Raw genomic sequence first — 26,924 nt, 5'->3', positions numbered from 1 at the left:
GGGCGATATCCTGGTCTTCTTGCCCGGCGAGCGCGAGATCCGCGAGGCCGCCGACCACCTGCGCAAGCACCTGTCGCACCAGCCGGTGATGCGCAATGCCGAGGTGCTGCCGCTGTTCGCGCGCCTGAGTCAGGCGGAGCAGGACCGCATCTTCGACGGCCACACGGGCCGCCGCATCGTGCTGGCCACCAACGTGGCCGAAACCTCGCTCACGGTGCCGGGCGTCCGATACGTCATTGACGCAGGTACAGCGCGCGTCAAGCGCTACAGTTTTAGAAGCAAGGTGGAGCAGCTGCTGGTCGAGCCCGTCAGCCAGGCGGCGGCCAACCAGCGCGCAGGCCGCTGCGGGCGTGTGGCCAACGGCATCTGCATCCGCCTGTACGATGAGGCGGGTTTCAATGGCCGCCCGCGTTTTACCGATCCCGAAATTTTGCGCAGCTCGCTCGCAGGCGTCATCCTGCGCATGAAGTCGCTGCACCTGGGCGACGTCACGCAGTTCCCCTTCATCGAGGCGCCCTCGGGCCGCGCGATTGCCGACGGCTACCAGCTGCTGGCCGAGCTGGGCGCGGTAGACGACGCCAACGAGCTGACCCCCATGGGCGTGGAGCTTTCGCGCCTGCCGCTGGACCCCCGCGTGGGCCGCATGATCATCGAGGCGCGCGACCGCAAGGCGCTGGACGAGGTGCTCATCATCGCCAGCGCACTGAGCGTGCAGGACGTGCGCGACCGCCCCATGGAGGCGCAGCAGCAGGCCGACCAGGCGCATGCCAAGTTCGACGACGACAAGAGCGAGTTCAGCGGCTACCTCAAGCTGTGGAAGTGGATCAACGAGGCCCGGGGCGGGGCGCCCAGCCTGCCATCAGCCCGTGCCCAAAAGGCCATGGCCGCGCAGAAAGCGCCGTCGCAGGCCTTCTTGCCTGTGGCGCAGCGTAGCAGCGGCAGAAGCCCTGTGGAGGCGCCGCCCAGTGCTACCGCCACCGCACCCGCCCCCGCCGCCACCCACAAGCTCAGCAACCGCCAGTACGAGCAGCTGCTGCGCCAGAACTTCATCAGCATCCGCCGCCTGCGGGAGTGGCGCGACATCCACACCCAACTGCTCACGGTGGTCACCGAGCACAAGTGGCAAATCAACACCCAGCCCGCCAGCTATGAGCAGCTGCACTTGTCCATGCTGGCTGGTTTGCTGGGCAACGTGGGCGCCAAGAGCGACGAGGAAGATTGGTACCTGGGCGCGCGCGGCATCAAGTTCTACAAACACCCCGGCGCGCATCTGAACAAGAAGCCGGGCCGCTGGATCGTAGCGTCGGAACTGGTGGAAACCACGCGCCTGTTTGGCCGGGGCATTGCGGCCATCGAGCCGCAGTGGCTGGAGCAGATTGGCGGGCATGTGCTGCGCAAGCAATTGCTCGACCCGCACTGGGAGAAAAAGTCTGCCGAGGTCATCGCGCTGGAGCGCGCCACGCTCTACGGCATCGTGGTCTACAACAACCGCCGCGTGAATTTTGGCAAGGTAGACCCGCACGCCGCGCGCGAGGTGTTCATCCGCGAAGCCCTGGTGGGCGGTAACTGGGAGACGCGCCTGCCCTTTCTGGCTGCCAACCAGAAGATGATCGCCAAGGTCGAAGAGCTGGAGCACAAATCCCGCCGGCAGGATGTGCTGGTGGACGAGGAACTCATCTACGCCTTCTACGACCAGCAGCTGCCGCCCGATGTCTGCAGCGGCCACAGCTTTGAAGCCTGGTACCGCGAGGAGTCCAAGAAGCAGCCCGACTTGCTGAAGCTCACCCGCGAAGAGCTGATGCGCCACGAGGCCGCGGGCATCACCACCAACGCTTTTCCCAAAACGGTGCGCCTGGGCGGGGTGGACTGCGCTGCCAGCTACCTGCACGAGCCCGGCGATGCGCGCGACGGCATCACCGTGACCATCCCGCTCTTTGTGCTCAACCAGGTGAGCGACGAGCGCTGCGAGTGGCTGGTGCCTGGCATGCTCAAGGACAAGATCCAGGCGCTGCTTAAAAGCCTGCCGCAGCGCCCGCGCAGCCGCTTTGTGCCGCTGCCCGACAGCGCCACACGCCTGGCCGAGCTGCTCGGCGCACCCGAACGCTTTGGCACGGGCAGCCTGACCGATGTGCTGCTCAAGCAGGTGCGCGACGAAACCTCGCTCGACGTGAAGCGCGCCGACTTCAAGCTCGACATGCTCAGCCCGCATTTGTTCATGAACTTCCGCGTGGTGGATGAGCACGGCCGCCAGCTCGGCCACGGCCGCAACCTGGGCGCACTCAAGGCCGAGTGGGGCGCCAAGGCGCGCGGTGCCTTCCAGGCGCTGGCGGGGCTCAAATTGGGCGGTACAGCCGCCGACACTGCGGATTTGAAGCAAAAAGCGCCGCAAGCGGCGGAGAATCATGCCCAGAGTGCTATCAAACCAGGAGCAAATAGCCCAGGCCCAGCGGCCAAGTCAGCCAGCGCCGCGCACTCCACACCCGCGGCTCCCTCCACCCCTGCAGGCCAGCGCTACACCACCTGGACATTCGGCGAGCTGCCCGAACTCATGGAGATCAGGAAGGCCGGTCAGACGCTGATCGGCTTTCCGGCCCTCATCGACGGCGGCGATGCCGTGACCATTGAAGTATTCGACGAACCCGAGGTGGCCGCCGCCAAACACCGCGCGGGCCTACGCCGTCTGTTTGCGCTGCAGATCAAGGACGCGCTCAAGTACCTCGAAAAGAACATCCCCGATCTGCAGAAGATGGCCGTGGCTTACATGCCCCTGGGCACGCAGGAAGAGCTGCGCATCCAGATCATCGACGTGGCGCTGGACCGCGCCTTTTTGCTCGACCCGCTGCCCACCGACGAATATGCCTTCAAGCGCCGCGTGGAAGAGGGCCGGGGCCGCCTCACGCTGATAGCCAACGAGGTCGCGCGCCTGGCCGCCACCATCCTCACCGAATACGCGGCCGCCGCGCGCAAGATCAAAGACACCAAGAACGCGCCCGACGCGACAGCGGACGCCCTGCAGCAACTGCAGCGCCTGGTGCCCAAGAACTTCATCGCCGTGGCCCCCTGGGCGCAACTGGCCCACTACGCCCGCTACCTCAAGGCCATCACCCTGCGGCTCGATAAATACCGCGCCGACCCCGCCCGCGACGCCGCCAAGCTGGCCGAACTTCGCCCGCAAGAGCAACGTTACTGGCGCCTGGTCGCCGAGCGCAAGGGGGCGGTGGATGCGCGCATGCAAGAGCTGCGCTGGCTGCTGGAGGAACTGCGCGTGAGCTTCTTCGCGCAAGAGCTGCGTACGCCGCAGCCGGTGAGCGTGAAGCGGCTGGACAAGTTGTGGGCGCAGATACAGAGCTGAGCAAATCAGCGCGGATCAGCTTGAATCAGCTCGGATCGTTATGGGGTGCTGGACCAGATGACCCAGCCCCAGGCAGGCCACCACGCGTCACATGGGCGACGATCATGGGGGCATCCCCCTTGCTTGGCTTTGGTGGGCCATCTAGGCTGGAGGGCACAAGGAGTCTGTCTGCCCCATGCGCCCTCACCACAAGTTCTGGCCCCGCCGCCTTCCCCATGCCATCACGCTGCCTGCCACCTCGCTGTGGGACAACCTGGCCATCAATGCGCGCCGTTACCCCGACAAGGCGGCGCTAGTCTTTTTTGGGGCCACGACCAGCTACCGGCAGCTGATGGAAGGCGCGGAGCGCCTGGCCGCGCGGCTGGCGCAACTGGGTGTGCAGCGGGGCGACCGCGTGGTGCTGTGCATGCAGAACTGCCCGCAACTCGTGATGGCGCACTTTGCGATCCTGCGGGCCAATGCGGTGGTGGTACCGGTCAACCCCATGAACCGGGCCGAGGAGCTCAAGCACTACATCACCGACCCCGACACCAAGGTGGCGATCACCACGGGTGACTTGGCCCCCGAGATGGCCAAGGCCAGCAATGCGTTGGCCCCTGGCGAGCGCCTGGCGCACCTGGTGGTCACGCAGTTTTCAGATGCATTCGATGTGAACGTGACCGGCATCAACGCGCCGCCCGAGACCTGGATGGACTGGCTGGGCACGCGCCACCCGCTGCCTGCGATGGACGGAGGTCAGGCCTACGCCTGGGCGGATGCTTTGGCCTGTGCGGATGCGCCACCCGCCCTGTCGGTAGGCCCCGCCGACCTGGCGCTGCTGCCCTACACCAGCGGCACCACGGGGCTGCCCAAGGGCTGCATGCACCTGCACAAAAGCATCATGCACAACGCAGTGGCGGGTGCGCTGTGGGGCAATGGGTCGGCCGACAACGTCACACTGGCGGTGGTGCCCATGTTCCATATCACCGGCATGGTGAGCGTGATGCACACGGCCATCTACTGCGGAGCCACGCTGGTCATCATGCCCCGGTGGGATCGCGACCTGGCGGGGCGCCTGATATCGCGCTACCAGGTCACCACCTGGACCAACATTCCCACCATGGTCATCGACCTGCTGGGCAGTCCCAACTTTGCCAGCTATGACCTGTCCAGCCTGGCCTACATCGGCGGCGGCGGCGCAGCCATGCCGCAGGCAGTGGCGCAGCGCCTGCTGGAGCAATATGGCCTGCGTTATGCCGAGGGCTATGGTCTGACCGAAACGGCGGCGCCGTCGCACTCCAACCCGCCGGACCACCCCAAGCAGCAGTGCCTGGGCATTCCGTTCATGAGCACGGATGCGCGTGTGATTGACCCCGACACGCTGCAGGAGCTGCCCGTGGGAGAGCAGGGCGAGATCATCATCCATGGCCCTGAAGTGTTCGAGGGCTACTGGAAGCGGCCCGATGCCACGGCCTCGGCCTTCATCGAGTTCGAGGGCAAGCGCTTCTTCCGCTCGGGAGACCTGGGCCGCATGGACGAGGACGGCTATTTCTTTTTGACCGACCGGCTCAAGCGCATGATCAACGCGAGTGGCTTCAAGGTCTGGCCTGCCGAGGTGGAGGCGCTGATGTTCCGCCACCCCGCCATCCAGGAGGCCTGCATCATCGCCGCCAAGGACAGCTACCGGGGCGAAACTGTGAAGGCGGTAGTGGTGCTGCGCGCCACCCACAAGGACACGACCGATCAGCAGATCATCGACTGGTGCCGCGAAAACATGGCGGTGTACAAGGTGCCGCGCATCGTGCAATTTGTGAGCGCGCTCCCCAAGAGTGGCAGCGGCAAGGTGATGTGGCGCGCGCTGCAGGAGCAGGAAGCGCAGTGACAGGTCTGTCTCGACCGGGCTGCAGCGGTGATTAGTGTGCCGAGCTGGCCATTGTCAGTTCGCCCAGGTCCCGCTCCAGCAGGGCGGGGTCGCCCAGCTGAAGCTCGATCAGGCGGCGCAGGTGGGTGACGCTGTCCAGGTCGATACCCTTGCACAGCAGCCCGGTGTGCAGGCCTTGCACGTGGGCCACCTCGGTGGACATGGCGATGTGGTTGCCCGTGTCGGCCAGGGGAATGGTCAGCTGGCACAACGTGCCTTGATCCAGCGCGGCCTGCGCGGGCACCATGATCAAAGCGCCCTTGAGCGACAGATCCAGCACGTGCACGCTGAACGCATCGGTGGAGGTGGTCAGCAGGGCCGGTGCATCAAAACCGACGCGGACGAAGTGGCGGCGTTCATGGGGCATCGCTGTCTCCTGGGCGAAGCGGGGGGATAGGCGCATGCTAACCCAACCGGAGCGCGGCAGTTAACCTTTGGAGGTTTTTGCAAGCATTCGTTAACATGGGCCCACCATCACCTGTGGGGTCCGATGTGAAACCTGGCGTGAACTGGCCGGCGCGCCTTTGGGCGGCATGCTTGCAAGGCATTGTGTGGGTGGCAGTCTTGACGGCCAGCGCCAGCATTGCTGCGGCCCCACGCGAGCTGCGGGTGGGTGTGTACTCCAACGAGCCCAAGGTGTTTGTGGATGCCGATGGCAAGGCTGCAGGTATTTTTGTGGACCTGCTGCAACTGGTGGCTGCGCGTGAGCAGTGGACCATCAAATACGTGCCCTGCAGCTGGCAGGACTGCCTGGATGCGCTGCGCCAGGGCCAGCTCGACCTGATGCCCGATGTGGCCCGGTCGCCAGAGCGCGAGATTCTGTACGACTTTCACCGCCTGCCAGTGCTGCACAGCTGGTCGCAGATTTACAGGGCATCGAACGCGCACATCTACTCGTTGTTTGACCTCCAAGGCAAGCGGGTAGCGGTACTCAAGGGGTCCGTGCAGCGGTCCACGTTCTTGAACATGGTGGACAGCTTTGGCATTCAGGTGACCTTGTTGGATGCGCCCAGCCTGATAGATGCGTTTGCCATGGTGCAGCGGGGTGAAGCCGATGCGGTCATCTCCAACCACCTGTTCGGCAATTTTCATTCGGCCCGCTATGGCGTGGTGGACACGGGCATCGTGTTCCAGCCCGCTGCGCTGTTCTTTGCGACCGGCCCCGGGCGCAATGCCGACGTGCTGGCTGCCATTGACCGATCCGTCGAAGACTGGCGCAGTGGCGCCGACCCTGCCTATGCCCAAGTGATGCGCCATTGGGGTGGGCAGGACCCTGGAGTACAGATTTCTCCCTGGGTGTGGCGAGGGCTTGCGGGCCTGGTGGCATTCAGCTTGCTGGCGGCGTTGATGGTTGCGATCCTGCGTCGCCAGGTGCAAGAGCGTACGCGCCACCTGCAGGACAGCGAGCAAAAGCTCGCCACCATTTTGGACAGTGTGGGGGCGTTTATCTACATCAAGGGCAAGGACTACCGTTACCAGTACGCCAACCACCATACGCTGCATTACTTTGGCAGGCCTGCGCACGAGGTGCTGGGCCATGACGACGCTGCGTTTTTCGATACGGCCACGGCGCAACGGCTGCGAGCCAATGACCGGCGGGTGCTGGAGGAGGGCGAGACGCTGGAGGCAGAGGAGGTGAACACGCCCGCCGCAACGGGCGAGACCCGCGCGTTCCTGTCGATCAAGATACCCCTGCGCCACGCAGATGGCAGCATTTATGCGCTATGCGGCATCTCGACCGACATCACCGAGCGCCGCAAGGCTGAAGAGTCGCTGCAGATTGCGGCTACGGTGTTTGAGTCGTTCGAGGGCATGATCGTCACAGGGCCGGACCAGCGCATCCTCAAGGCCAACCAGGCCTATGCGCGGCTGACTGGCTACACGGTTGACGAGCTGGTGGGGCAGACGCCGCGCCTGCTGCACTCGGGCCGCCAGGATGCGTCTTTTTACGCGGTCATGAAAAACACCCTGCGCTCCACCGGCATGTGGCAGGGCGAGGTATGGAACCGGCGCAAGGACGGCACCGAATACCCGGCCTGGATCACCATCACCACCGTGCGTTCGCCGCGCGGCGAGATCACCCATTACGTTGGCACGCAGACGGATATCTCCAGCCGCAAGGCGGCCGAGGAAGAGATCAGGCTGTTGGCTTTCTATGACCCGCTCACGGGGCTGCCCAATCGCCGGCTGATGAATGACCGCCTGCAGCACAGCCTGGCCGCCAGTGCGCGCTCGGGCGCGGGCGGCGCGTTGCTGTTTGTGGATCTGGACAACTTCAAGGACCTGAACGACACCCAGGGCCACGAGCTGGGCGACCAGTTGCTGCGCCAGGTGGCCGCGCGCCTGGGGGGCTGCATACGCATGGGGGACACCGTCGCACGCCTGGGTGGGGACGAATTTGTGGTGTTGCTGGAAGGGCTCAGCCCGCAGGTGCACGAAGCGGCCGCGCAGGCCGAGACGGTAGGGCGAACGGTGCTGCAAGCACTCAGCCAGAGCTATCAACTTGAAGGCCATGCACACCACAGCTCCTGCAGCATCGGCATCGCGCTGTATGCCGATGCGCGCGGCTCGGTGGATGAACTACTCAAGCACGGCGACATGGCCATGTACCAGGCCAAGGGGGCTGGTCGCAACACCCTGCGGTTCTTTGATCCGCGCACCCAGGCCAATGTGACGGCGCGCACGTTGCTGGAGGCGGGTTTGCGCGAGGGGCTGCGCGAAGGGCAGTTCTTGCTGCACTACCAGGCACAGATCCACCAGCAGCAAGGCATTGTGGGCGCCGAGGCATTGGTGCGCTGGCAGCACCCGCAGCGCGGGTTGGTATCGCCGGCCGAGTTCATTCCGGTGGCAGAGGCCTCGGGCCTCATCGTGCCGCTGGGCGTGTGGATTTTGCGCACCGCCTGTCTGCAACTGGTGGAGTGGGCCCGCGACCCGCAGACCGCCCACTGGACCCTGGCGGTGAACGTGAGTGCACGGCAGTTCCGCCACAGCCATTTTGTGGATGACGTGCTGGGCCTGCTGGAAGAAACCGGCGCCAACCCGCACCGGCTGAAGCTGGAGTTGACCGAGACCCTGCTGCTGGACGATGTGGAGGACACCATACAGCGCATGGACACCCTGCGTGCATCGGGCCTGGGCTTCTCGCTGGACGACTTTGGCACGGGATATTCGAGCCTGAGCTACCTCAAACGCTTGCCACTGGACCAGCTCAAGATCGACCAGAGCTTTGTGCGCGACCTGCTCACCGATGCCAACGACGCCAGCATCGCCCGCACCATCGTCACCCTGGCGCATAGCCTGGACTTGGGAGTGATCGCCGAGGGGGTGGAAACCCAGGAGCAGCGCGACATGCTGGCCGGGCTGGGGTGCTACATGTGGCAAGGCTACCTGTTCGGGCGCCCGGGGCCGGCTGAGGCGCTGTTGCCGGCGGCCGCCAGTGCGGCGGCGTTATAGCGCCTTTTCATGGTCGCGGCGCCTGGGCCAGGGCGCCCACAGCTTTGCGCCACCTCATCTGCAGCCGACAACTGTCGCCATTGGCTGACAATTTGTAGCGTGTGAAGGGTGTAAGGTGCGGCAGGCCTTGTGATCGACATGGGGCCGCCCACCGCATGTGTGCACTGTCTGCGTACTTGGTGTGGCAGACAGCAGGAGCTATCCATGAAAAACACCATCCTTCCCGCGATCCGTCTTCTTGTTTCTGGCGCGGCTGCTGCCTTGCTGCTTGGCTTGGCGGGCGGCGCACATGCGCAGGCTTATGTCAACGCCACCGTAGGGGGGGAATTGGCACCCGGTGTGTATGGCCGTATCAACATCGGCAACGCGCCACCACCGCCGCTGATCTACGCAGAGCCTGTCATCATCCAGCGTCCTGCCGTGGTGGTGCCACGTGCGCCCATCTACCTGTATGTGCCGCCCGGCCATGCGAAGAACTGGGGCAAACACTGCTCCCGCTACAACGCCTGCAGCCAGCCGGTGTACTTTGTGCAAGAGCCGCCCCCACGCCGTGGCAACCCATACCAAGGCCCGCGAGGGCGCGATGACCAGCGCTGGGATGATGACCGCGGGCGCGGCGGCAAACACGACCGTGACCATGATCGTGGACATGGCCGGGGCGAAGGACGTGGCAAGGGCCATGGCAACCGGGACTGAACGGCTTGCTCAACCCGGCGTTGCAGCCGTATACGCAGAGTGAGCCGGGCGCAGCCCCCTGCACCGCACATGATGTTTGTGCCATCGCAGAGCTCGCGCCAGCGCCTGCGGTTAAGCTCGGGCCCCTATGGCCCAAGTCTCCTTTTCTCCCCCTTTCACCACTCCGGCTGACGTTGCCAGCCAGCTGCGCAGCAGCGGCTTTGCCGTGCTCAGTCCTGCGGCCGTTGCCGAGTGGGTTGGCTGCGAGCTGTCTGCGCTGCTGGCCCTGAACAGCGACTGGGCCGCCTTGCCGCCCGATGAGTTCTTGAAGGACGGCGGGCGCTACCGCCGCCGCCGCCATGCCTGCTTTGTGCTGCAGGACGGTCAGATGCAGCAGGTGCCGCACCGCGCCCATTGGCAGCCGGTAGAGTACAACGCGCTGCATGGCGGCATGGAGCGCTGGTTTGCACCCATGGAGCCCGCCACGGTGGCTCTGCCTGTGTGGCGGCAAATACTGGCCGCGCTGGCAAGCGTGTCGGACGCAGTGTTTGCGGTCCCACAGGCACCGGTGCCCTGGTTTGTGGAAGCACACCAGTTTCGCATCGACACCACGGACGGCATCGGCCGCCCCACACCCGAGGGCGCCCACCGCGACGGCGTCGATCTGGTGGCGGTGTTTCTGGTGGGGCGCGAGGGCGTCAAGGGTGGCGAGACGCGGGTGTTTGAAGCGGCCGGCCCCAGCGGGCAGCGCTTTACGCTGACCGAGCCCTGGTCGCTGCTGCTGCTGGACGATGCGCGCATGATCCACGAATCTACCCCTATCCAGCCGCTGGCTGCGGGGGGATACCGCGACACTCTGGTGGTGACCTGCCGCCGGGACAGCTTCCAAGGCGCGGATGTGGTGGGGCTGGCACCCTCGGGGGCTTGAACGGGAGTGCACCGGATTTGATGCGAATCAAGATGCGCGGTATGGTGGGCGTTCACACTGGTCACTGTGGGGCCACAAGCCCGTCACACCGTTCAACCCAAGGAGTAGCACCATGTTCAAGCACATTCTGGTTCCTGTCGATGGTTCCAAGACCTCGATGCTGGCCGTATCCAAGGCCGCAGGTCTTGCCAAGACCTTTGGCAGCGCCGTCACGGCGGTCTATGTGATCGACCCCTATCCCTTCACGGGCGTGGGCGCCGACTTTGCCTACGGCCAGGCGCAGTACATCAGCGCCGCCACGTCCGAGGCCAACGCCGCGCTGGACGCCACCAAGAAGGCCATGGCTGATGCGGGCGTGCAGGTCACCACCGTGGTGGGCGAGGGGCATGCGGTGCACGATGGCATCCTGCGTGCACTGGAGAGCACCGGCGCCGACCTCATTGTGATGGGCTCGCACGGCCGTCGCGGCCTGGAAAAGCTGGTGCTGGGCAGCGTTACGCAGCGTGTGCTGGGTGTGGTGCACATCCCCGTGCTGGTTGTGAGGGACTGAACACGCTCCCCCATGAAGAACGGCTCCGAAAGGAGCCGTTTTTTATTTCAGTTCTCGATGACGCTGCGCACCACCCGTAGCCATCTGCGCTTGGGACAGGCACGCCCCAGGCCAGTGCACCCTTGGATCTGGCTCTGCCAGGCCACCGGGTGCGTCTCCCCAGGGGAAGGCGCCGCAGGCGACTCAGGGGGGCTACTCAATCTTTGCGCCAGAGGCTTCCACAATGCCCTTCCACTTGGCGTAGTCGGCCTTGAGCAGCGTATTGAGCTGGGCGGCCGACATGGCCTCGGGCTCGGCGCCCTGGGCATGGATGGCGGCCTTCATTTCGGGGGTGGCCAACAGTTTGTTGATTTCTGCGTTGACGACGTTCACCACGGCGGCGGGTGTGCCAGCGGGAGCGAACACGCCGTACCAGGTGCTCACATCAAAGTCCTTGAAGCCCGATTCGGACACGGTAGGGACCTCGGGCATGGACGAGCTGCGCTTGGCCGAGGTCACGGCCAGCGGGCGCAGCTTGCCCGACTTGATCTGGGCCATGGCCGACGGCACCGAGGACATGAGCAGGTCCACATTGCCCGACAACGCATCCATCAGCGCGGGGTTGGAGCCCTTGTAGGGGATGTGGCTGAGCTTGATGCCCGCAGCCTTCTCGAACAGGTCGCCCGCCAGATGGATGGAGGTGCCGTTGCCGGGCGACCCGTAGGTGACGGTGCCGGGCGCTGCCTTGGCGGCAGCCACCACGTCGGCCAGCGTCTTGAACTTGGAGTTCGCGCTAGTGGCAATGACCACAGGCGTGTAGGCCACATGGGCCACGGCGGTCAGGTCCTTGGTGGGGTCCCAGGGCAGGTTCTTGTACAGCCAGGGGCCGATCACCAGGTTGTCTTTCTGGCCCATGACCAGGTCATAGCCCGTGGGCGCGGCCTTGACGGCCTCGCCAATGCCGATGGTGCCGCCTGCGCCGGCGCGGTTGTCGGCCACCACGGTCCACTTGGCGCTTTCGGTGAGCTTGGTGGCCACCAGGCGCGACAGGATGTCGGTGCCGCCGCCGGGCGGGAAGGGCACGATCAGGCGGATGGGCTTGGCGGGGTATGCCGCAGCGGGCGCAGGCGCCTGGGCGTGGGCCGTGGTGCCCAGCGCGAAGGCGAGGGCAAAGAAGGAAAGCAGGGTGCGCATCATGGTGAGAGGTGTCTCCATCGGTTCAGTGGTGTGCGGGTCGCCGCCAGGCCGCTGGGTGCGGCTGCGGTTGCCCGGCTGATCTGGGGCAGCGGGCGCCAATGATCGCTGATCGACTGTGGCGCTCGCGTTGCCAATAGCAGGTGGCAGCATCGCGGGTGGCGATGGCAATGTGCGCACCCGCGTGCAGGTCAGAGGCGCTCAAAAATCGCCGCAATGCCCTGGCCGCCACCAATACACATCGTCACCAGCGCATAGCGGCCCTGGATGCGTTGCAGCTCATGGATGGCCTTGACGGTGATGAGCGCACCGGTGGCGCCGATGGGGTGGCCCAGCGAAATGCCCGAGCCGTTGGGGTTGACCTTGGCGGGGTCCAGGCCCAGGTCGCGGGTCACGGCACAGGCCTGGGCCGCAAAGGCCTCGTTGGCCTCGATCACGTCCAGGTCGTTGACGGTGAGGCCCGCCTTCTTCAGCGCCAGCTGCGTGGCGGGCACGGGGCCGATGCCCATGTACTTGGGGTCGACGCCCGCGTGGGCATAGGCTACCAGGCGGGCCAGGGGCTTGGCACCACGGGCCTTGGCGGCACCGGCTTCCATCAGCACCACGGCAGCGGCGGCGTCGTTGATGCCGGAGGCGTTGCCGGCAGTCACCGTGCCGTTTTCCTTGATAAACACGGGCTTGAGCTTGGCCAAGTCTTCCATGGTGGCACCGGGGCGGAAGTGCTCGTCGGTGGCGTATTGCACGTCGCCCTTCTTGCTCTTCAAGGTGACGGGCACGATCTGGTCCTTGAACACGCCGGCCTGCGTGGCGCGCTCTGCGCGGTTATGGCTTTCAACCGCCAGCTTGTCCTGGTCTTCACGGCTGATGCCCCACTTGGCGGCGATGTTCTCGGCCGTCACACCCATGTGGATGTTGTGGAAGGGGTCGTGCAGTGCGCCGATCATCATGTCCACCATCTTGGTGTCTCCCATGCGGGCGCCCCAGCGCATGTTCAGGCTGGCAAAGGGTACGCGGCTCATGTTCTCGGCCCCGCCGCCGATCGCCACGTCGGTGTCGCCCAGCAAAATGGACTGGCTGGCGTTGACGATGGCCTGCAGACCCGAGCCGCACAGGCGGTTGACGTTGTAGGCGGGCGTGCCTTCGCCGCAGCCGCCGTTGATGGCTGCCACGCGCGACAGGTACATGTCCTTGGGCTCGGTGTTGACCACATGGCCGAACACCACATGGCCCACGTCCTTGCCTTCCACGTTGGCGCGGGCGAGCGATTCGCGCACCACGAGTGCGCCCAGTTCGGTGGGAGGCACGTCCTTGAGGCTGCCACCAAAGGTGCCAATGGCGGTGCGCACTGCGCTGACGACGACGACTTCACGGGTCATGGGGAGGTCCTTTCAGAGAAATTCAGGTCAAAACGGCTGCAGGCGCTAGTGAATCATGCGGTTGCAGCTATCAAAGTAGGAGTAAATGGGCTCACGCCTCGCGCACATCGGCCACCGGGTGGGTGCCGAAGTCTGCGCGCTCCAGCCAGGCGAGCACGCGGGTGGCGGCGTCGGCAGGCGATGTGAGCTGGCCACCCGTCTTGAGGTTGGCGAAATTCTGGCGGTCCGGGAAGGCGGCCGGGTCGGCGCCGCGCAGCTGGACCTGCATGTCGGTGTCGATCACACCGGGAGCCAGCGAGCATACCTTGGCCCCATGGGGCTTGATGGCCTCGTCCAGAGCCACGCAACGCGTGAAATGGTCCATGCCCGCCTTGGCGGCGCAGTACGCGGCCTGCGAGGCCATGGCCCGGCGGCCCAGGCCCGAGGAAATGTTGAGCACCTTGCGCGGCACGGTCCAGCTGTCCGTCGCGCCCAGGAAAGCAGCGGTGAGCTGCATGGGCGCCTCCAGCCCCACACGCAGGGCGGTGGCCAGGTCTTCCGCGTCGCTGGCCGACAGCGGCGCAATGCGCGGGATCATGCCCGCGTTGTTGATGAGGGTGGCGCTGGCAAACGCCTGCGGGCCTTGGGCCTGCAGCCAGGCTTGCAGCTTGTGGGCGGCCTGCTCGCCCTGCGACAGATCTTGCTGCCACTGTTCGATGGCGACGCCTGCGGCCCGGGCCTCGGCCGCCAGGTCGTCATTGGCACTGCGTGCGATACAGATCAGGGTGTTGCCGCTGCGCAAAAGCTGCTGGGCCATGGCCAGGCCCATGCCGCGCGATGCGCCGGTGAGGATGTAGAGGTGGTTTTGAGGCATCCCGCCATGTTACTGCGCAGTACACGGCGCGGGGCGCTATTCCTAGCCCGTGGGGGACTCGAGCGTGGCCAGCAGCAGTGCCAGTCGCGTGTCCAGCGCCGCCAGGTCGACCGCCTTGAGGGCTGAAAGGATGCGGTGTTCGTTGGCCACATGGGCTTCCACGGCGCGGTCGATCAGCTCCAGCCCCTGAGGGGTGAGCTGCACGAGCGAGCTGCGTGCATCGGCAGGGTTGGGCAGGCGTTCGATCCAGCCCTGGGCTTCGAGCTTGGCCATGCGGTGCGTCATGGTGCCCGATGTGACCATGAGTGTGGAGAACAGCGTGGTCGGGGCCAGGCAGTAGGGCGCGCCACTGCGGCGCAGCGTGGCCAGCATGTCGAACTCCCAGGTGCTCAAGCCGAACTTGGCAAAGGTCTCATCCAGCCGCCGCTGCAGCAGCACGGCGCAGCGCTTGATGCGACCGATGGGGCCCATGGCGCTGGTGTCCAGGTCGGGGCGCTCGCGCTGCCACTGGGCCAGGATGGCATCGACGGCATCGGGTTGGCGTGGGTTGGCCATGGGCTTGTGGTGGTTGATTTATCTTGAATTCGAGATTGTATGGTAGAGTTTTTGTCTTGATTTGAAGATAAATATATGGCTGCTTCACGTGCTTCTGCAAGTTCCTCGACCTGGCTGGATGCGCTCACCACAGCGCTCGGACCGGTCATCTGGGGCTCGACCTACATCGTCACCACCGAGCTGCTGCCGCCCGACCGGCCTTTCACCGCCGCACTGCTGCGCACCTTGCCCGCGGGCTTGCTGCTGGTGCTGTGGTGCCGCTGCTGGCCGGCCTGGGGCGACTGGGTGGGGTGGCGGCGCCTGCTGGTGCTGGCAGCGCTGAACATTGGCGTGTTCCAGGCATTGCTGTTTGTGGCGGCCTACCGGTTGCCCGGTGGCGTGGCCGCGGTGGTGGGAGCCGTGGGGCCGCTGGTGGTGATGGGCCTGACCTGGGCGTTGGACCACCGGCGCCCGCCCGCACTGGCGCTGGCGGCCGGGGCGCTGGGTGTGCTGGGCATGGCGGCGCTGCTGCTGTCACCCGCTGCGCGCTGGGACATGGTGGGTGTGGCTGCCGCGCTGGTGGGTACGCTGTGCATGGCAGCGGGCACGTTCTGGTCGCGGCGCTGGCGGTCTGACTTGCCGGTGCTGGCGTTTACCGGCTGGCAGCTGTTGGCAGGCGGCGTGATGCTGGCGCCGGTGGCCTGGGCGGTGGACCCGCCTTTGCCCACACTCACTTCCACCCACATCGCGGGCTATCTGTACCTCAGCCTGGCAGGTGCGCTGGTGGCCTATGCGCTGTGGTTCCGTGGCATTGCGCGCCTGCCGTCGGTGGCGGTGTCGTCGCTGGGGCTGCTGAGCCCGGTCACGGCGGTGCTGCTGGGCTGGGCGCTGCTGGGGCAGGCCATGACTGGGGTATCGCTGGTGGGCATGCTGGTGGTGCTGGCGAGCATATTGGCCGTGCAGTGGGCCATGTCGCGCGCCGTGCCGCCGGGCGGGCGCTGACCAGTAAGTATTGTTTGCTATTGAATAGATAGCGATTGGCGCATGTTCTACTAGCGCTAGCGGGCAATTTGGCTAAAAATCGGCCGCACACTCCAGCGCTACCTGCTCCCCCGTGCTGGGGTGCCCAAAGGCTAGGTGACTGGCATGCAGCAGTAGGCGTGGGGCTTGTGCCTGCGTGGCGGCATCGGCATACAGCCCGTCGCCCAGGATGGCGTGGCCTATGGCGGCCAGGTGCACGCGCAGCTGGTGGGTGCGGCCGGTGATGGGCTCCAGCTCGATGCGCGTGGTCTGAGCCGCAGCGTCTTGCGCCAGTGCACGCCAGCGGGTTAGGCTGGGTTTGCCCACGGCGTGGTCGATAACGCGCAGCGGGCGCCGCTCCCAGTCGGCGGCGATGGGCAGTTCGATCTCGCTCCAGTCGCCGCCCGCTGTGCCCAGCAGCCCTTGCACTACCGCCTGGTAGCGCTTGTGCACCTGTCGCTCGGCAAAGGCGTGGCTCAGGCGCCGCTGTGCATCGATGTGGCGGGCCATGAGCACCAGGCCCGAGGTCGCCTGGTCCAGCCGGTGTACGATGAGCGCGCCGGGCCAGTGCTGCTGTGCACGGGCGCTCAGGCAGTCTTGTTTGTCGGGGCCCCGGCCGGGCACGCACAGCAGCCCGGAGGGTTTGCACAGCACCAGTAGGTCGTCGTCTTCGTACAGCGCCTGCACCCCATCTGCCACGGGTTCAGGCAGGGTCATGGCCCACGATCAGCCGCTGCACGGTGGCGCAGAGTTCTTCCACGTCGTTGGGTTTGTGGATCAAGGCCCGGGCGCCTTCGGCCAGCGCGGCCTGTTCGATCTCCGCCGTCACATAGCCCGAGGCCAGGGCCACGGGCAGGTCGGGGCGTATCAGGCGGGCCTCGCGCACCAGGTCCACGCCACAAAAGCCGGGCATGTTGTAGTCGGTGACCAGCAGGTCATAGGCCTGCGGGGCGGCCCGCAGTGCAGCCGTGGCCTCGTGCGGGTCGGTGTAGCCGCTCACCTCATAGCCCCGGCGGCGCAGCAGGCGCTGCACCAAAAAGACCAGGGCCTGGTCGTCGTCCACGTACATCACATGGTGCTTCTTGCCCTGCGCACTGCCGGGTGGTTCGGCAGGCGCTGGCGCTGAGGCCATGGCCGCCAGCGGCGCTGCCTGCGCGGCAGGGCTGGGCTGTGCACCGGCAGCCGCACCGGTGGCCACTGGAAAGTACAGCGTGAACCGGCTGCCCTGGCCCGGCGCGCTGTGCACATCCACCCCGCCTTCGTGCGTGCGCATTACGCCATGCACCACCGCGAGGCCCAGGCCCGTGCCCTGGCCCACGGGCTTGGTGGTGAAGAAGGGCTCGAAGATGCGCTCCAGCGTGGCGGCGTCCATGCCGGGGCCTGTGTCGCGCACTGTCAGGGCCACGTAGTCGATGGGCGCGAGGCCCAGGCGCTCGGTCAGGCGCTGGTCGGGCTGCACGGTGGCGGCCTCTACATGGATGCTGCCGCGCTCGGTACCAATGGCGTGGACGGCGTTGGTGCACAGATTGAGCAGGGCCTGCTCGACCTGTGTGGCGTCGGCCAGCACGGGTGGCAGGCCCGCCTGCAGTTGCATGTGCAGCTCAATGGCGGGGGGCAGGGTCACGCGCAGCAGGCGCTCGGTGTCGTGCACCACCTCAGCCAGCGACACTGCCGAGCGCTGCGGGGGCTCGTTGCGGCTGAAGGTGAGGATCTGCCTCACCAAGTCGCGCGCGCGGCGGCCGGCCTTGTCGATCTCCAGCAGGCTCTCCAGCACGGGAGAGCCCGGCGCGTGGGTGGCGCAATCGGCCTTGGCCAGTTCCACATTGCCAAGGATGGCACCCAGGATGTTGTTGAAGTCGTGCGCAATGCCGCCGGCCATGGTGCCCACGGCCTGCATCTTGTGCGACTCGCGCAGCTGGGCTTCCAGCTCATTGCGGTGCGCCTCGGCCTTCTTGCGGCCTGTCAGGTCGCGGGCAAACACGGTAGTGGTCTCGCCGTCGGCATGGCGCTCGAACGACACGCTCACCTCCACAGCCAGCTCTTTGCCGCTGGCAGTCAGCGCGGTCATCTCGCCCAGCAGGGCCTGCGTGGTGAGCTGGGCAAACGTCAGCGCCTGCGCCGCGTCGGGCAAAAAACGGTCGAGGGTGCTGCCCAGCGCGTCGCTGGCACTGCACTGGAACAGCGCCGCCGCCGTGGGGTTGAACACGGTGATGCGCTGGTGCTGGTCCACGCAGATGATGGCGTCCAGCGCGGAGTTGATGACGGCCTCCAGCCGCTTTTCGCTGGCGCGGATTTGCTCATTGCGCTGCTGCAGGGTCTCGGCACTGTGCTGCAAGGCCTGGCGCTCGGCCAGCAGCGGGCCCTGGTCGATCACCGCGCACAAGAACTGCGACAGCGGCGGGCCGCTAGTCTGCGGTGCATCGATGTGGGCAATGTGCAGGTCGCCGGTGATGCGCGTGGCATTGCTGATGGTGAACACCACCTCCTTGACCTCGCTGTGCCCCAGGTCCTGCGCCTGGGCAAAGGCCTCACGCACGCGGGCGGCATCCTGTGGGCACACAAAAGGCATCAGCGCAGTCAGCGGCCGGTCGCGCTCGGTGGGCTGGAACGATCGGTGTGCCATCGAGTTGGCCTGCACCACCATGTCGTGATCGTCCACCACCATGAGGGCCAGCGGTACGCTGGCAAACAGAGTCTCGAAGCGTTCGTACGCACTCTCGGCCACGGCCTGGCTGTAGCGCAGTACCTTGTTCTGGTTCTCTAGCTCGGCCTGGTAAGCACGCAGCTCCGCCACCAGGCCATCGGCAGAGGCACCGGGCGTGCGGGAGTGGGGGGCAGGCGGGCGGGGCATGTGCTCTGCGGCTGCGGGCTGGCGGCCTGCAGGGTCCAGAAAAGACAGGTCGGGTTCACTCATGAAGGGGCGCGGTCAGCCGGGTGCGTGCCCGGGCTCTCTCAAGTGTACGCCTGCCCATCTGGCACCACGCGATGGCGGTGGCACCATCAAATTGCGATTTCAACGCGCGTTTGGGTCGATTGTTGATGAATTGCGAACAATCCGTTTCTTTGGCAGGGCTTACCGAACCACTGTGGGGTGCCTACAGTTCCACCATCGACACATCCCTCGATCCACAACTTCTATCAGGACCCTGCCATGACCACTGACACCACTCTCGCCCAACCCTTGCTGAACAAGCTGCAATGGCGCTACGCCGCGAAGAAGATGAACCCTGCCAAGAAGGTGCCGCAAGAGAAGGTGGAGCGCATTCTTGAAGCCACCCGCCTGGCGCCTACCTCCAGCGGCCTGCAGCCGTTCGAGATCATCGTGGTGACCGACCCCGCCGTGCGCGCCAAGATCCAGCCCATCGCCTGGAACCAGGCCCAGATCACCGACGGCTCGCACCTGCTGGTGTTTGCGGCCTGGGACAACTACACGGCCGACCGCATCAACATGATGTTCGACCTGACCAATGACCAGCGTGGCTTCAAGAACGAAGGCTGGGAAAACTACCGCCAGATGCTGCTCAGCAGCTACCCCCAGCGCGATGCCGAAGTGAACTTCCAGCACGCAGCCCGCCAGGCCTACATCGGCATGAGCGCAGCCCTGATCGCTGCAGCGTTTGAAGAAGTGGACTCGACGCCCATGGAAGGCTTCGACCCCAACGCGCTGGATGAAATCCTGGGCCTACGTGCGCGCGGCCTGCGCAGCGTCGCCATCTTGCCGCTGGGCTACCGCGCCGACGAAGGCGACTGGCTGGTGAGCCTGAAGAAGGTGCGCCGCCCCCGCGAGCAGTTCGTGACCGAAGTCTGAGGATCTCCTCCTCAGGCACAAAAAAGGCTGGACAGGGGTCCAGCCTTTTTTTCGTGGGGAGCCTCAGCGTGTGGCGGGCGCTGCATCCGTCACGCGGCGCATGGGGGTGAGCACAAAGGCCAGTGCCGCCAGCACCACCAGCGTTCCGCCGCTGGCCGCGAACAGCTGGGTGAGCGTGATGCTCTTCATCACCCAGCCCGTCACGGCGGCAGAGATTGGCGCCAGGCCCATGAAGATGAACATGAACAGGCTCATCGCGCGGCCCAGCAGGGCGGGGGGGACCCGGTGCTGGATCCATGTGAACACGCTCACCTGCATGAAGCCGCCGAGCAGTCCGATGACCAGCATCAGCACCGCGCCTTGCCACACGGCGGTGATCAGACCCAGCGGCATGAACAGCGCGCCAATGATGGCGTCGAACGCCAGGATAGTCATGCCCAGGCTGCCAAACCGCAGCCGGGGCACCATGCCCGACACCACCATGCCCAGCAGCGTGCCCGCGCCGTGGGCGCCCACGATGATGCCGAAGGCGGCGGCACCGAGCTGCGGGCTGCTGCTGGCCAGCACCGGAATGGCGATATGGATGGGACCCATGATGAACAAGGCAATGGCGCTCCAATACAAAAAGCAGGTGCGCAGCTCGCTGTCACGCCAGAAGTGACCGAGGCCCTGCGCCACCGAGGCGAGCACCGCCTGTGGCGCGGCCGTGGGGGCGGAAAGGTCCGCAAGGCCCGCACGCGTCTGCACCTTGGACAGCGTCCAGGCCGACACGGCGAAGCTCAGCGCATCCAGCGCGAAGGCGATGCCGATGCCAGTGGCGTTGGCATGTGCTGGCGCATCCGCGGCGGCTTGGGCTGCGCCACCAGCGCCAAACAGTGCAATCAACAGCCCCGCGAGCAAGGGCCCCAGGAACATCGTCAGCTGCCGCAGGCCCAGGCTGATGCCGTTGGCGGCCTGCAGCTGGGGGCGTGCCACCACCGACGGCATCATGGCCGTGCCCGCCGGAATGCTGAAGGCCGTGGCAAGCCCAATGCCCAGCGACAGCGCGTACACCATCCACAACGACAGCGTGCCCGCAAACACCAGCCCCGCCAGCGCGGCCAGCAGGACCAGGTTGACGTATTTGGTGATCATCAGAACCTGCTTGGGCGAATGGCGGTCTACCAGCGCGCCGCCGATCAGGATGAACAAGGCGCGCGGCACGCTGATGAGGGCTAGCACGGTGCCCAGCACCAGCGTGTCGCCGGTCATCTGCAGCACCAGCCAGGGCAGTGCGATCAGCGTGAACTGGTCGCCCAGCATGGACAGGGCCGAGCCGCCAATCATCCAGCGGAAGTTGGGGTCCTGCAGCAGCGCGGCGCGCGGGTCTGCGGGTGGGATTGCAGGGCCTGCGCCGGGTGGGTGGGCAGGACGGGGTGAGGTGTCAGGTCGCATGAACGAGGTCTCCCAAAGAATGACGGGTGTGCGTGCGCCCCGTGAGCAAGCGGCCCACAGCGGTAAAACGCACGCAAAGGTGGTAACTGGCCAGGCACAGGGCGGTCGTGGCCAGCACGTTGATCAGCATCTTGGCCAGGGCTGGAACGGGCAGGCCGTACAGCAGCGCACCCAGGCCGATCGTGAGTGGCAGGTGCACCAAGTACACCCAGTACGAGCTGTCGGCCAGGTAGGCCAGCCAGGCGCGGGGGTGACCGACATGGCGCAGAAACAGCCCGATCAGCGCAAAGCTCCAGAGCCACGATGCGCTGTTGTAGGCCAGCGCCATCCAGAACTGCAGGTGACGGGTGGCAGACACCGGCGCGACCAGCAGGTCGGTAAATGCCCCGGTGACCAGCACCAGTGCAAAGGCCGATGCTTCCGGCTGTGCCAGCACTTCCGACAGCAGCGCAGTGACCAGAAAGCCCACCAGCCCAAGGCCCACCAGCGCAGGCCAGTGCCGTTCGTAGCGCTCCATCAACGCCTTGCGGTGCACATGCAGGCACAGGCCGAAGCCGTAGAACAGCCCGTTGTGTATCCACTCCGCCAACGGCGGCAAGAAGGACCCGCTGGGCGTCACGATGCCATGGTCGTAGCTGGCGCCAATCCAGGCCAGCGGCAGCGTGAGCAGCACCAGGCCTGCAGGGGTACCACCCAGCCAGAGGGCACAGCGTTGCAGGGCCTGCTGCACTCCTGCGGGCAATGCGCGCACGGCGGTCCATGCCACCGGTGTCAGAACTGCGAGCCACAGCAGCATCCACAGGAACCACAGGTGCATGGTGGCCGGGCCCTGGGGTACGTTGGGGCCTCGGGGCAACAGGCTGCGGTCCACACCCCAGGTGCCATAGGCCATGCGGTGCAGGAACATCAGCCCGAGCAGCGCGCAAGCGACGAACAGCGGCGGCCAGAACAGTACAAACGGCAGGCCCAGACGGCGGAGCCGGTTGCGCACCATGCCGGTCAGCCCATGGCGGTGTACCAGTGCCGCCACAAAGAATCCGGCGAGGATGAAAAACAAGGGCATGCGAAAGGCATGAATCACCGCCACCAACAGGTCTGCCAGAGGGCTGGACTGGTCGTCGTGCCAGGGCAGGGGCGAAGGCCGGCTCATGTAGACGACCGAGACATGCAGCACGATGCCCAGCCACATCATGGTGGCGCGCAGGTTGTCCAGGGCGTGCAACCGCCGGGTGGGGGCGGAGGGGTTGGGAGAGTGCGTCGATCCGTTCATGGGGGTCGACTGTGGGGCCTCACGTTGCGTGAGGGTCAAGCACTTTTCAGTGGTTTTTTTGCAGACGGTGTGAGTGTCTCAGCGGCGCGCAGAGACTGTCGCAGCGATGGCGGGAGTGGGTGTGGCTAGCGCGAGCGCCGCCTGCAGGTAGGCGCGCACGGGCGCGCTCAGCGGCGAGCCCGCCTGCAGCAGCGGCTCGTTGGCCGACGCGGTGAGCAGCTTCCGGCGCAATTGCGCATCGCTGCGGGTCAGCTGGTCGAACAGCGTGTTCCAGCGCAGGGCTGCCGCCGCTGCGTCGGGGTGGTTCGTGGGTATCTGGCGGGCCAGTAGCTGTTGTACGTCGCGTTCCAGCGCCGCCCATGCGGTGTGCGGTACGTGGCCCAGCATGCGCAGGTCGTCGCGGGTCAGGTACCTCTCCAGCAAGGCCAGGCGCAGTTTGATGGCCGTTTCCACGTATTCGATCATGTCGCCGGGTGGCGCGTGGTTGCGTCCCTGGGTGCTGGGCTCGGTGCGGAACATGTGGCCCCAGCGGTCCAGCAGGTCCAGATCGCCCCCCATCCAGTGCAGCATCAGTGCCATCCAGCGGTAGGCCAGTGCCTGGACTTCTGGGGAGTCGGGCGGCAACTGGCGGTCCATGGCGCTGCGCACCAGGTCCTTGACCACGATCCAGTCGCCCTCGATCAGGCCCCAGTTCGTGAAGATCTGCTTGAGTTCTGCACTGCTGAAATACTTGCCATAGGTGGTCATGAGCGCGAGCGCTTCCAGCCAGTTGCCCATGTCGGGCTCAGCACCGGCCATGAGGCCGTCGCGCAGCATGGTCAGCCGCCCGCGCAGTTCGGTGGCCTGGGCAATCTGCTGGTCCAGCGCACGGATCTGCTGGCCAATGATGCGCTGGGGCGCCACCCCTTCGCCTGCCAGCAGCTCGGCAATGTCGCTGAGCGCAAGACCCATCTGGCGCATGGTCTGAATGGCATGCAGCCGCTGCACATCGGCCTGGCTGTACAGGCGATACCCCGCCTCAGACCGGCCCGAGGGCTTGAGCAGGCCGATCTCGTCATAGTGGTGCAGCGTGCGCACCGTGAGGCCGGTGCGCCGCGCGAGGTCACCGACCTTCAGCAGCATAGGGTCAGCGGCCCACGGAGATCAGCTCGATCTCGAAATTCAGCGTGGCGTTAGGGGGAATGACGCCACCCGCACCCCGGGCACCGTAGGCAATGCCGGGGGGGCAAGTCAGCTTGGCCTTGCCGCCCGGCTTCATGCGCTGCACGCCTTCGGTCCAGCAAGGGATCACGCCATTGAGTGGGAATGAGGTGGGTTCGCCGCGTTTGTAGGAGCTGTCGAACTCCTTGCCGTCGAGGAACGTGCCCTTGTAATGCACCTTGACCGTGTCGGTGGCCTTGGGCGATTCGCCCGTGCCGTCTTTGAGCGATTCATAGACCAGGCCGCTGGCGGTGGTGACGGGGTTGGAGGACTGGGCCATGGCGGCGGGAGCCATCACGGCGCTGGCAAGCAAAAGGCACAAGAGGTTTCGCAAAGGGGGCTCCTAAAAGGTGTGAATCACAACGCAAGCCGCGATCTTATTCGTGTTCATGCATCTGCCTGTGTGGGCCGTCCAACGAAAAAGCCCTGGGCGGTTGAGCACCAGGGCTTTGAATGGCAAGGCCGTCGTGGCCTTCGCCGCAGGGTCAGGCGTAGTCGCTCACCGGAATGCAGCTGCAGCTCAGGTTGCGGTCGCCCCACACGTTGTCCACGCGGCCCACGGGCGACCAGTATTTCGACTGGCGCAGAGCAGCCACGGGGTAGGCGGCTGCTTCGCGGGTGTAGGGGCGGTTCCACTCGCCGCTCAGCAGGCTTTCTGCGGTGTGCGGCGCGTTCTTGAGCGGGTTGTTGTCCTGCGGCAGCGCGCCGTTTTCGATCTGGCGGATCTCTTCGCGGATGGCAATCATCGCGTCGATGAAGCGGTCCAGCTCGGACAGGGTTTCGCTTTCGGTGGGTTCCACCATCAGCGTGTTGGGCACCGGGAAGCTCAGCGTGGGCGCGTGAAAGCCATAGTCGATGAGGCGCTTGGCCACGTCTTCGGCCATCACGCCGCTGGTGTCCTTGAGGTGGCGCAGGTCCAGGATGCACTCGTGGGCGACGTGGCCGGGCTTGCCGTCCTTGCCCTCGCTGGCGTACAGCGTGGGATAGTGGTCCTTGAGGCGGGCGCTGATGTAGTTGGCGCTCAGGATGGCCGTCTCGGTGGCTGCTTGCAGTCCTTCAGCTCCCATCATGCGGATGTACATCCAGCTGATGGGCAGCACGGCGGCATTGCCCAGCGGGGCGGCGCTGACGGCACCCACGCCACCCGCCACGCCTGCTGTGGCGTGTCCGGGCAGGAAGGGCACCAGGTCTTGCACCACGCACACGGGGCCCACGCCGGGGCCGCCACCGCCGTGGGGAATGCAGAAGGTTTTGTGCAGGTTCAGGTGGCTCACGTCGCCGCCAAATTCGCCGGGGGCTGCCACACCCACCAGGGCGTTCATGTTGGCGCCGTCCACGTAAACGCGGCCACCATGGCTGTGCACCAGGGCGCACAGCTCCTTCACGCTGGTCTCGAACACGCCGTGCGTGCTGGGGTAGGTGATCATCACAGCCGCCAGGTTGGCGCTGTGCTGTTCGCACTTGGCTTTCAGGTCTACCAGGTCCACGTTGCCATTGGCATCGCAGGCAGTCACCACCACCTGCATGCCCACCATCTGGGCGCTGGCGGGATTGGTGCCGTGCGCGCTGCTGGGGATGAGGCAGATGTTGCGGTGGCCTTCGCCACGCGACTCGTGGTACCCCTTGATGGCCAGCAGGCCGGCGTATTCGCCTTGCGAGCCTGCGTTGGGTTGCAGGCTGATGCCCGCATAGCCGGTGGCCTGGCACAGCCAGGCGCGCAGTTGCTCGTCCAGCTCCTTGTAGCCCACCAGCTGGTCAGCGGGGGCGAAGGGGTGCACGTTGGCAAACTCGGGCCAGGTGATGGGGATCATCTCGCTGGTGGCGTTGAGCTTCATGGTGCAGCTGCCCAAGGGGATCATGCTGCGGTCCAGCGCCAGGTCCTTGTCGGAGAGCTGGCGGATATAGCGCAGCATGCCGGTTTCGGAATGGTGTGTGTTGAAGACGGGGTGCGTGAGGTAGCTGCTGGTGCGGCGCAGCTCGGTGGGGATCAGCGACTCGACGCCCTTTTCAAACGCATCGAAGGTGGGCAGCGCCTGGCCGTCCTTGGCGAAGATCTTCCACAGCAGCTCGATGTCGGCGCGCGTGGTGGTCTCGTCCAGCGAGATGCACAGGTACTCTTTGAAGTAAATCCGCAGGTTGGCGCCGAGGCTGATTGCCTTGGATGCTATGGATTGTGTAGCGTTTTGAGTATGCAGACTCACGGTGTCGAACGCGGCCTGTGCACTCACAGGCGCACCCAGCTGCTGCAGCCCTTGCGTGAGGATGGCGGTGTAGCTGGCCACGCGCTGTGCAATGCGCTTGAGGCCTTCGGGGCCGTGATACACGGCATACATGCTGGCGATGACGGCCGGGAGCACCTGGGCCGTGCAGATGTTGGACGTGGCCTTTTCGCGGCGGATGTGCTGCTCGCGTGTCTGCAGTGCCAGGCGGTAGGCGGGCTTGCCATGCACGTCCACACTCACGCCCACCAAGCGGCCGGGCAGGCTGCGCTTGTATTCATCGCGGCATGCCATGAAGGCGGCATGCGGGCCACCAGCGCCCATGGGCATGCCAAAGCGCTGGGTGGTGCCCACCACGATGTCTGCACCTTGTTCACCGGGCGGGGTGATGAGCGTGAGGGCCAGCAGGTCGGCGGCCACGATGAAGGCAGCTTGCTTGGCGTGCGCCTTTTCCACATCGGCGCGCAGGTCGTCAATGCGGCCGCTGGTGGCGGGGTACTGGGCAAGCACGGCAAAGTAATCGCCATTCAGCAGAGTGTTCCATTCCTCGGCCGAATTGGCCAGGCGCACCTCCAGGCCCAGGGGCTTGGCGCGGGTCTGGATGACTTCAATGGTTTGCGGGTGGGCGTCGCCTGCCACCACAAACACGTTGCTCTTGCTCTTGACCGAGCGCTTCGCCAGCGTCATCGCCTCGGCGGCTGCGGTGGCTTCGTCCAGCATGGATGCGTTGGCAATCGGCATGCCCGTCAGGTCGCACACCATGGTCTGGAAGTTGACCAGGGCCTCCATGCGGCCTTGGGAGATTTCGGCCTGATAGGGCGTGTAGGCGGTGTACCAGGCGGGGTTCTCCAGGATGTTGCGCAGGATGACGCCAGGAGTGTGCGTGCCGTAGTAGCCCTGGCCGATGAAGCTCTTGAGCAGCTGGTTCTTGCCCGCGATGGCCTTGAGTTCTGCCAACGCTGCGGCCTCGGTAAGGGTCGCAGGCAGGTCCATGCCCCGGCTGCGTGCAATGGAGCGCGGCACGATGGATTCGATGAGTGCGCGCCGCGAGGCCTCGCCGATCACCGACAGCATGTGCGCTTCGTCGGCTGCGTCGATGCCGATGTGGCGTGGCAGGAATTCGGTGGCGTTTTCAAGCGCGCCAAGGGGGGTGGCGGATTGCATCAGCATGGGGCAGTC

General features: G+C 65.8%; 20 protein-coding genes. 8 read left to right on the top strand and 12 right to left on the bottom strand.

Annotation, left to right across the window (positions count from 1 at the left end; genetic code table 11):
- Both ISS20_RS07620 and ISS20_RS07615 read left to right on the top strand, forming a co-directional pair.
- On the top strand, positions 1-3,352 hold a 3,352-nt coding region (locus ISS20_RS07620), incomplete at its 5' end, for a DUF3418 domain-containing protein (protein WP_291435284.1).
- Between the two features lie 175 nt (positions 3,353-3,527).
- Positions 3,528-5,213: a long-chain fatty acid--CoA ligase gene (locus tag ISS20_RS07615; RefSeq protein ID WP_291435282.1), complete on the top strand. Its 1,686-nt coding sequence runs from the start codon at positions 3,528-3,530 to the stop codon at positions 5,211-5,213.
- Positions 5,214-5,244: 31 nt separating this feature from the next.
- On the opposite strand, the gene ISS20_RS07610 is transcribed toward ISS20_RS07615, so the two are convergent.
- Entirely contained in the window at positions 5,245-5,619 is a 375-nt protein-coding gene (locus ISS20_RS07610) for a PilZ domain-containing protein (RefSeq protein ID WP_291435280.1), read from the bottom strand.
- Positions 5,620-5,807: 188 nt separating this feature from the next.
- Here ISS20_RS07610 and ISS20_RS07605 point away from each other — a divergent pair, with 188 nt between their 5' ends.
- The 4 genes from ISS20_RS07605 to ISS20_RS07590 all read left to right on the top strand — a co-directional run bounded on the left by ISS20_RS07605 (position 5,808) and on the right by ISS20_RS07590 (position 10,858).
- A complete protein-coding gene (locus ISS20_RS07605) occupies positions 5,808-8,705 on the top strand; it encodes an EAL domain-containing protein (RefSeq protein ID WP_291435278.1) in 2,898 nt (965 codons plus the stop codon).
- 204 nt (positions 8,706-8,909) lie between these two features.
- Positions 8,910-9,401, top strand: a complete 492-nt coding sequence (locus ISS20_RS07600) for a hypothetical protein (protein WP_291435276.1) — start codon at positions 8,910-8,912, stop codon at positions 9,399-9,401.
- A gap of 127 nt (positions 9,402-9,528) precedes the next feature.
- The gene (locus ISS20_RS07595; RefSeq protein WP_291435274.1) at positions 9,529-10,308 is read left to right on the top strand and encodes a 2OG-Fe dioxygenase family protein; all 780 of its coding nucleotides are present in this window, start codon (positions 9,529-9,531) and stop codon (positions 10,306-10,308) included.
- Between the two features lie 112 nt (positions 10,309-10,420).
- Positions 10,421-10,858, top strand: a complete 438-nt coding sequence (locus tag ISS20_RS07590) for a universal stress protein (protein WP_291435272.1) — start codon at positions 10,421-10,423, stop codon at positions 10,856-10,858.
- A 192-nt stretch (positions 10,859-11,050) separates the two neighbouring features.
- Here ISS20_RS07590 and ISS20_RS07585 read toward each other — a convergent pair whose 3' ends face one another.
- The 4 genes from ISS20_RS07585 to ISS20_RS07570 all read right to left on the bottom strand — a co-directional run bounded on the left by ISS20_RS07585 (position 11,051) and on the right by ISS20_RS07570 (position 14,815).
- Positions 11,051-12,034: a tripartite tricarboxylate transporter substrate binding protein gene (locus tag ISS20_RS07585; RefSeq protein ID WP_291435290.1), complete on the bottom strand. Its 984-nt coding sequence runs from the start codon at positions 12,032-12,034 to the stop codon at positions 11,051-11,053.
- 188 nt (positions 12,035-12,222) lie between these two features.
- Complete coding sequence (bktB, locus tag ISS20_RS07580; protein WP_291435270.1) at positions 12,223-13,407, bottom strand: beta-ketothiolase BktB; 1,185 nt, start codon at positions 13,405-13,407, stop codon at positions 12,223-12,225.
- A 91-nt stretch (positions 13,408-13,498) separates the two neighbouring features.
- A complete protein-coding gene (locus tag ISS20_RS07575) occupies positions 13,499-14,260 on the bottom strand; it encodes an SDR family NAD(P)-dependent oxidoreductase (protein ID WP_291435267.1) in 762 nt (253 codons plus the stop codon).
- Positions 14,261-14,302: 42 nt separating this feature from the next.
- The gene (locus ISS20_RS07570; RefSeq protein ID WP_291435265.1) at positions 14,303-14,815 is read right to left on the bottom strand and encodes a MarR family transcriptional regulator; all 513 of its coding nucleotides are present in this window, start codon (positions 14,813-14,815) and stop codon (positions 14,303-14,305) included.
- Between the two features lie 75 nt (positions 14,816-14,890).
- On the opposite strand from ISS20_RS07570, the gene ISS20_RS07565 reads away from it, so the two are divergent.
- The gene (locus tag ISS20_RS07565) at positions 14,891-15,796 is read left to right on the top strand and encodes an EamA family transporter (RefSeq protein ID WP_291435263.1); all 906 of its coding nucleotides are present in this window, start codon (positions 14,891-14,893) and stop codon (positions 15,794-15,796) included.
- A gap of 72 nt (positions 15,797-15,868) precedes the next feature.
- On the opposite strand, the gene ISS20_RS07560 is transcribed toward ISS20_RS07565, so the two are convergent.
- Positions 15,869-16,531 carry an RluA family pseudouridine synthase gene (locus ISS20_RS07560; RefSeq protein WP_291435261.1) on the bottom strand — a complete coding sequence of 221 codons (663 nt, stop codon included), beginning with the start codon at positions 16,529-16,531 and terminating at the stop codon, positions 15,869-15,871.
- Positions 16,518-18,728 carry an ATP-binding protein gene (locus ISS20_RS07555; RefSeq protein ID WP_291435259.1) on the bottom strand — a complete coding sequence of 737 codons (2,211 nt, stop codon included), beginning with the start codon at positions 18,726-18,728 and terminating at the stop codon, positions 16,518-16,520. The genes ISS20_RS07560 and ISS20_RS07555 overlap by 14 nt, the downstream gene beginning before the upstream one ends.
- A 237-nt stretch (positions 18,729-18,965) precedes the next feature.
- On the opposite strand from ISS20_RS07555, the gene ISS20_RS07550 reads away from it, so the two are divergent.
- Entirely contained in the window at positions 18,966-19,622 is a 657-nt protein-coding gene (locus ISS20_RS07550; protein ID WP_291435257.1) for an NAD(P)H-dependent oxidoreductase, read from the top strand.
- Positions 19,623-19,685: 63 nt separating this feature from the next.
- On the opposite strand, the gene ISS20_RS07545 is transcribed toward ISS20_RS07550, so the two are convergent.
- The 5 genes from ISS20_RS07545 to gcvP all read right to left on the bottom strand — a co-directional run bounded on the left by ISS20_RS07545 (position 19,686) and on the right by gcvP (position 26,915).
- On the bottom strand, positions 19,686-21,056 hold the full coding sequence (locus ISS20_RS07545) for an MFS transporter (protein ID WP_255409859.1): 1,371 nt from the start codon (positions 21,054-21,056) through the stop codon (positions 19,686-19,688).
- A complete protein-coding gene (locus ISS20_RS07540; RefSeq protein WP_291435252.1) occupies positions 21,046-22,326 on the bottom strand; it encodes an acyltransferase family protein in 1,281 nt (426 codons plus the stop codon). The genes ISS20_RS07545 and ISS20_RS07540 overlap by 11 nt, the downstream gene beginning before the upstream one ends.
- Positions 22,327-22,404: 78 nt before the next feature.
- Positions 22,405-23,448, bottom strand: a complete 1,044-nt coding sequence (locus ISS20_RS07535) for a MerR family transcriptional regulator (RefSeq protein WP_291435250.1) — start codon at positions 23,446-23,448, stop codon at positions 22,405-22,407.
- Between the two features lie 4 nt (positions 23,449-23,452).
- Positions 23,453-23,821, bottom strand: a complete 369-nt coding sequence (locus ISS20_RS07530; protein WP_291435288.1) for an FKBP-type peptidyl-prolyl cis-trans isomerase — start codon at positions 23,819-23,821, stop codon at positions 23,453-23,455.
- 190 nt (positions 23,822-24,011) lie between these two features.
- Complete coding sequence (gcvP, locus tag ISS20_RS07525; RefSeq protein WP_291435248.1) at positions 24,012-26,915, bottom strand: aminomethyl-transferring glycine dehydrogenase; 2,904 nt, start codon at positions 26,913-26,915, stop codon at positions 24,012-24,014.
- Between the last annotated feature and the right edge of the window lie 9 nt (positions 26,916-26,924).

It is taken from the genome of Acidovorax sp., from assembly GCF_016783915.1.
In the GTDB taxonomy this organism is placed as follows: domain Bacteria; phylum Pseudomonadota; class Gammaproteobacteria; order Burkholderiales; family Burkholderiaceae_C; genus Acidovorax.
This window is presented reverse-complemented; position numbering and strand designations above follow the sequence as displayed.

Excerpts from the sequence above, each read along its gene's own strand:
- ISS20_RS07555 (WP_291435259.1), bottom strand. The coding sequence starts at position 18,728 with ATGAGTGAACCCGACCTGTCTTTTCTGGACCCTGCAGGCCGCCAGCCC.
- ISS20_RS07530 (WP_291435288.1), bottom strand. The coding sequence starts at position 23,821 with ATGGCTCCCGCCGCCATGGCCCAGTCCTCCAACCCCGTCACCACCGCC.
- ISS20_RS07540 (WP_291435252.1), bottom strand. The coding sequence starts at position 22,326 with ATGAACGGATCGACGCACTCTCCCAACCCCTCCGCCCCCACCCGGCGG.
- ISS20_RS07595 (WP_291435274.1), top strand. The coding sequence starts at position 9,529 with ATGGCCCAAGTCTCCTTTTCTCCCCCTTTCACCACTCCGGCTGACGTT.
- bktB (WP_291435270.1), bottom strand. The coding sequence starts at position 13,407 with ATGACCCGTGAAGTCGTCGTCGTCAGCGCAGTGCGCACCGCCATTGGC.
- ISS20_RS07560 (WP_291435261.1), bottom strand. The coding sequence starts at position 16,531 with ATGACCCTGCCTGAACCCGTGGCAGATGGGGTGCAGGCGCTGTACGAA.
- ISS20_RS07550 (WP_291435257.1), top strand. The coding sequence starts at position 18,966 with ATGACCACTGACACCACTCTCGCCCAACCCTTGCTGAACAAGCTGCAA.
- ISS20_RS07575 (WP_291435267.1), bottom strand. The coding sequence starts at position 14,260 with ATGCCTCAAAACCACCTCTACATCCTCACCGGCGCATCGCGCGGCATG.
- ISS20_RS07585 (WP_291435290.1), bottom strand. The coding sequence starts at position 12,034 with ATGATGCGCACCCTGCTTTCCTTCTTTGCCCTCGCCTTCGCGCTGGGC.
- ISS20_RS07545 (WP_255409859.1), bottom strand. The coding sequence starts at position 21,056 with ATGCGACCTGACACCTCACCCCGTCCTGCCCACCCACCCGGCGCAGGC.
- gcvP (WP_291435248.1), bottom strand. The coding sequence starts at position 26,915 with ATGCTGATGCAATCCGCCACCCCCCTTGGCGCGCTTGAAAACGCCACC.
- ISS20_RS07600 (WP_291435276.1), top strand. The coding sequence starts at position 8,910 with ATGAAAAACACCATCCTTCCCGCGATCCGTCTTCTTGTTTCTGGCGCG.
- ISS20_RS07610 (WP_291435280.1), bottom strand. The coding sequence starts at position 5,619 with ATGCCCCATGAACGCCGCCACTTCGTCCGCGTCGGTTTTGATGCACCG.
- ISS20_RS07570 (WP_291435265.1), bottom strand. The coding sequence starts at position 14,815 with ATGGCCAACCCACGCCAACCCGATGCCGTCGATGCCATCCTGGCCCAG.
- ISS20_RS07565 (WP_291435263.1), top strand. The coding sequence starts at position 14,891 with ATGGCTGCTTCACGTGCTTCTGCAAGTTCCTCGACCTGGCTGGATGCG.
- ISS20_RS07615 (WP_291435282.1), top strand. The coding sequence starts at position 3,528 with ATGCGCCCTCACCACAAGTTCTGGCCCCGCCGCCTTCCCCATGCCATC.
- ISS20_RS07590 (WP_291435272.1), top strand. The coding sequence starts at position 10,421 with ATGTTCAAGCACATTCTGGTTCCTGTCGATGGTTCCAAGACCTCGATG.
- ISS20_RS07535 (WP_291435250.1), bottom strand. The coding sequence starts at position 23,448 with ATGCTGCTGAAGGTCGGTGACCTCGCGCGGCGCACCGGCCTCACGGTG.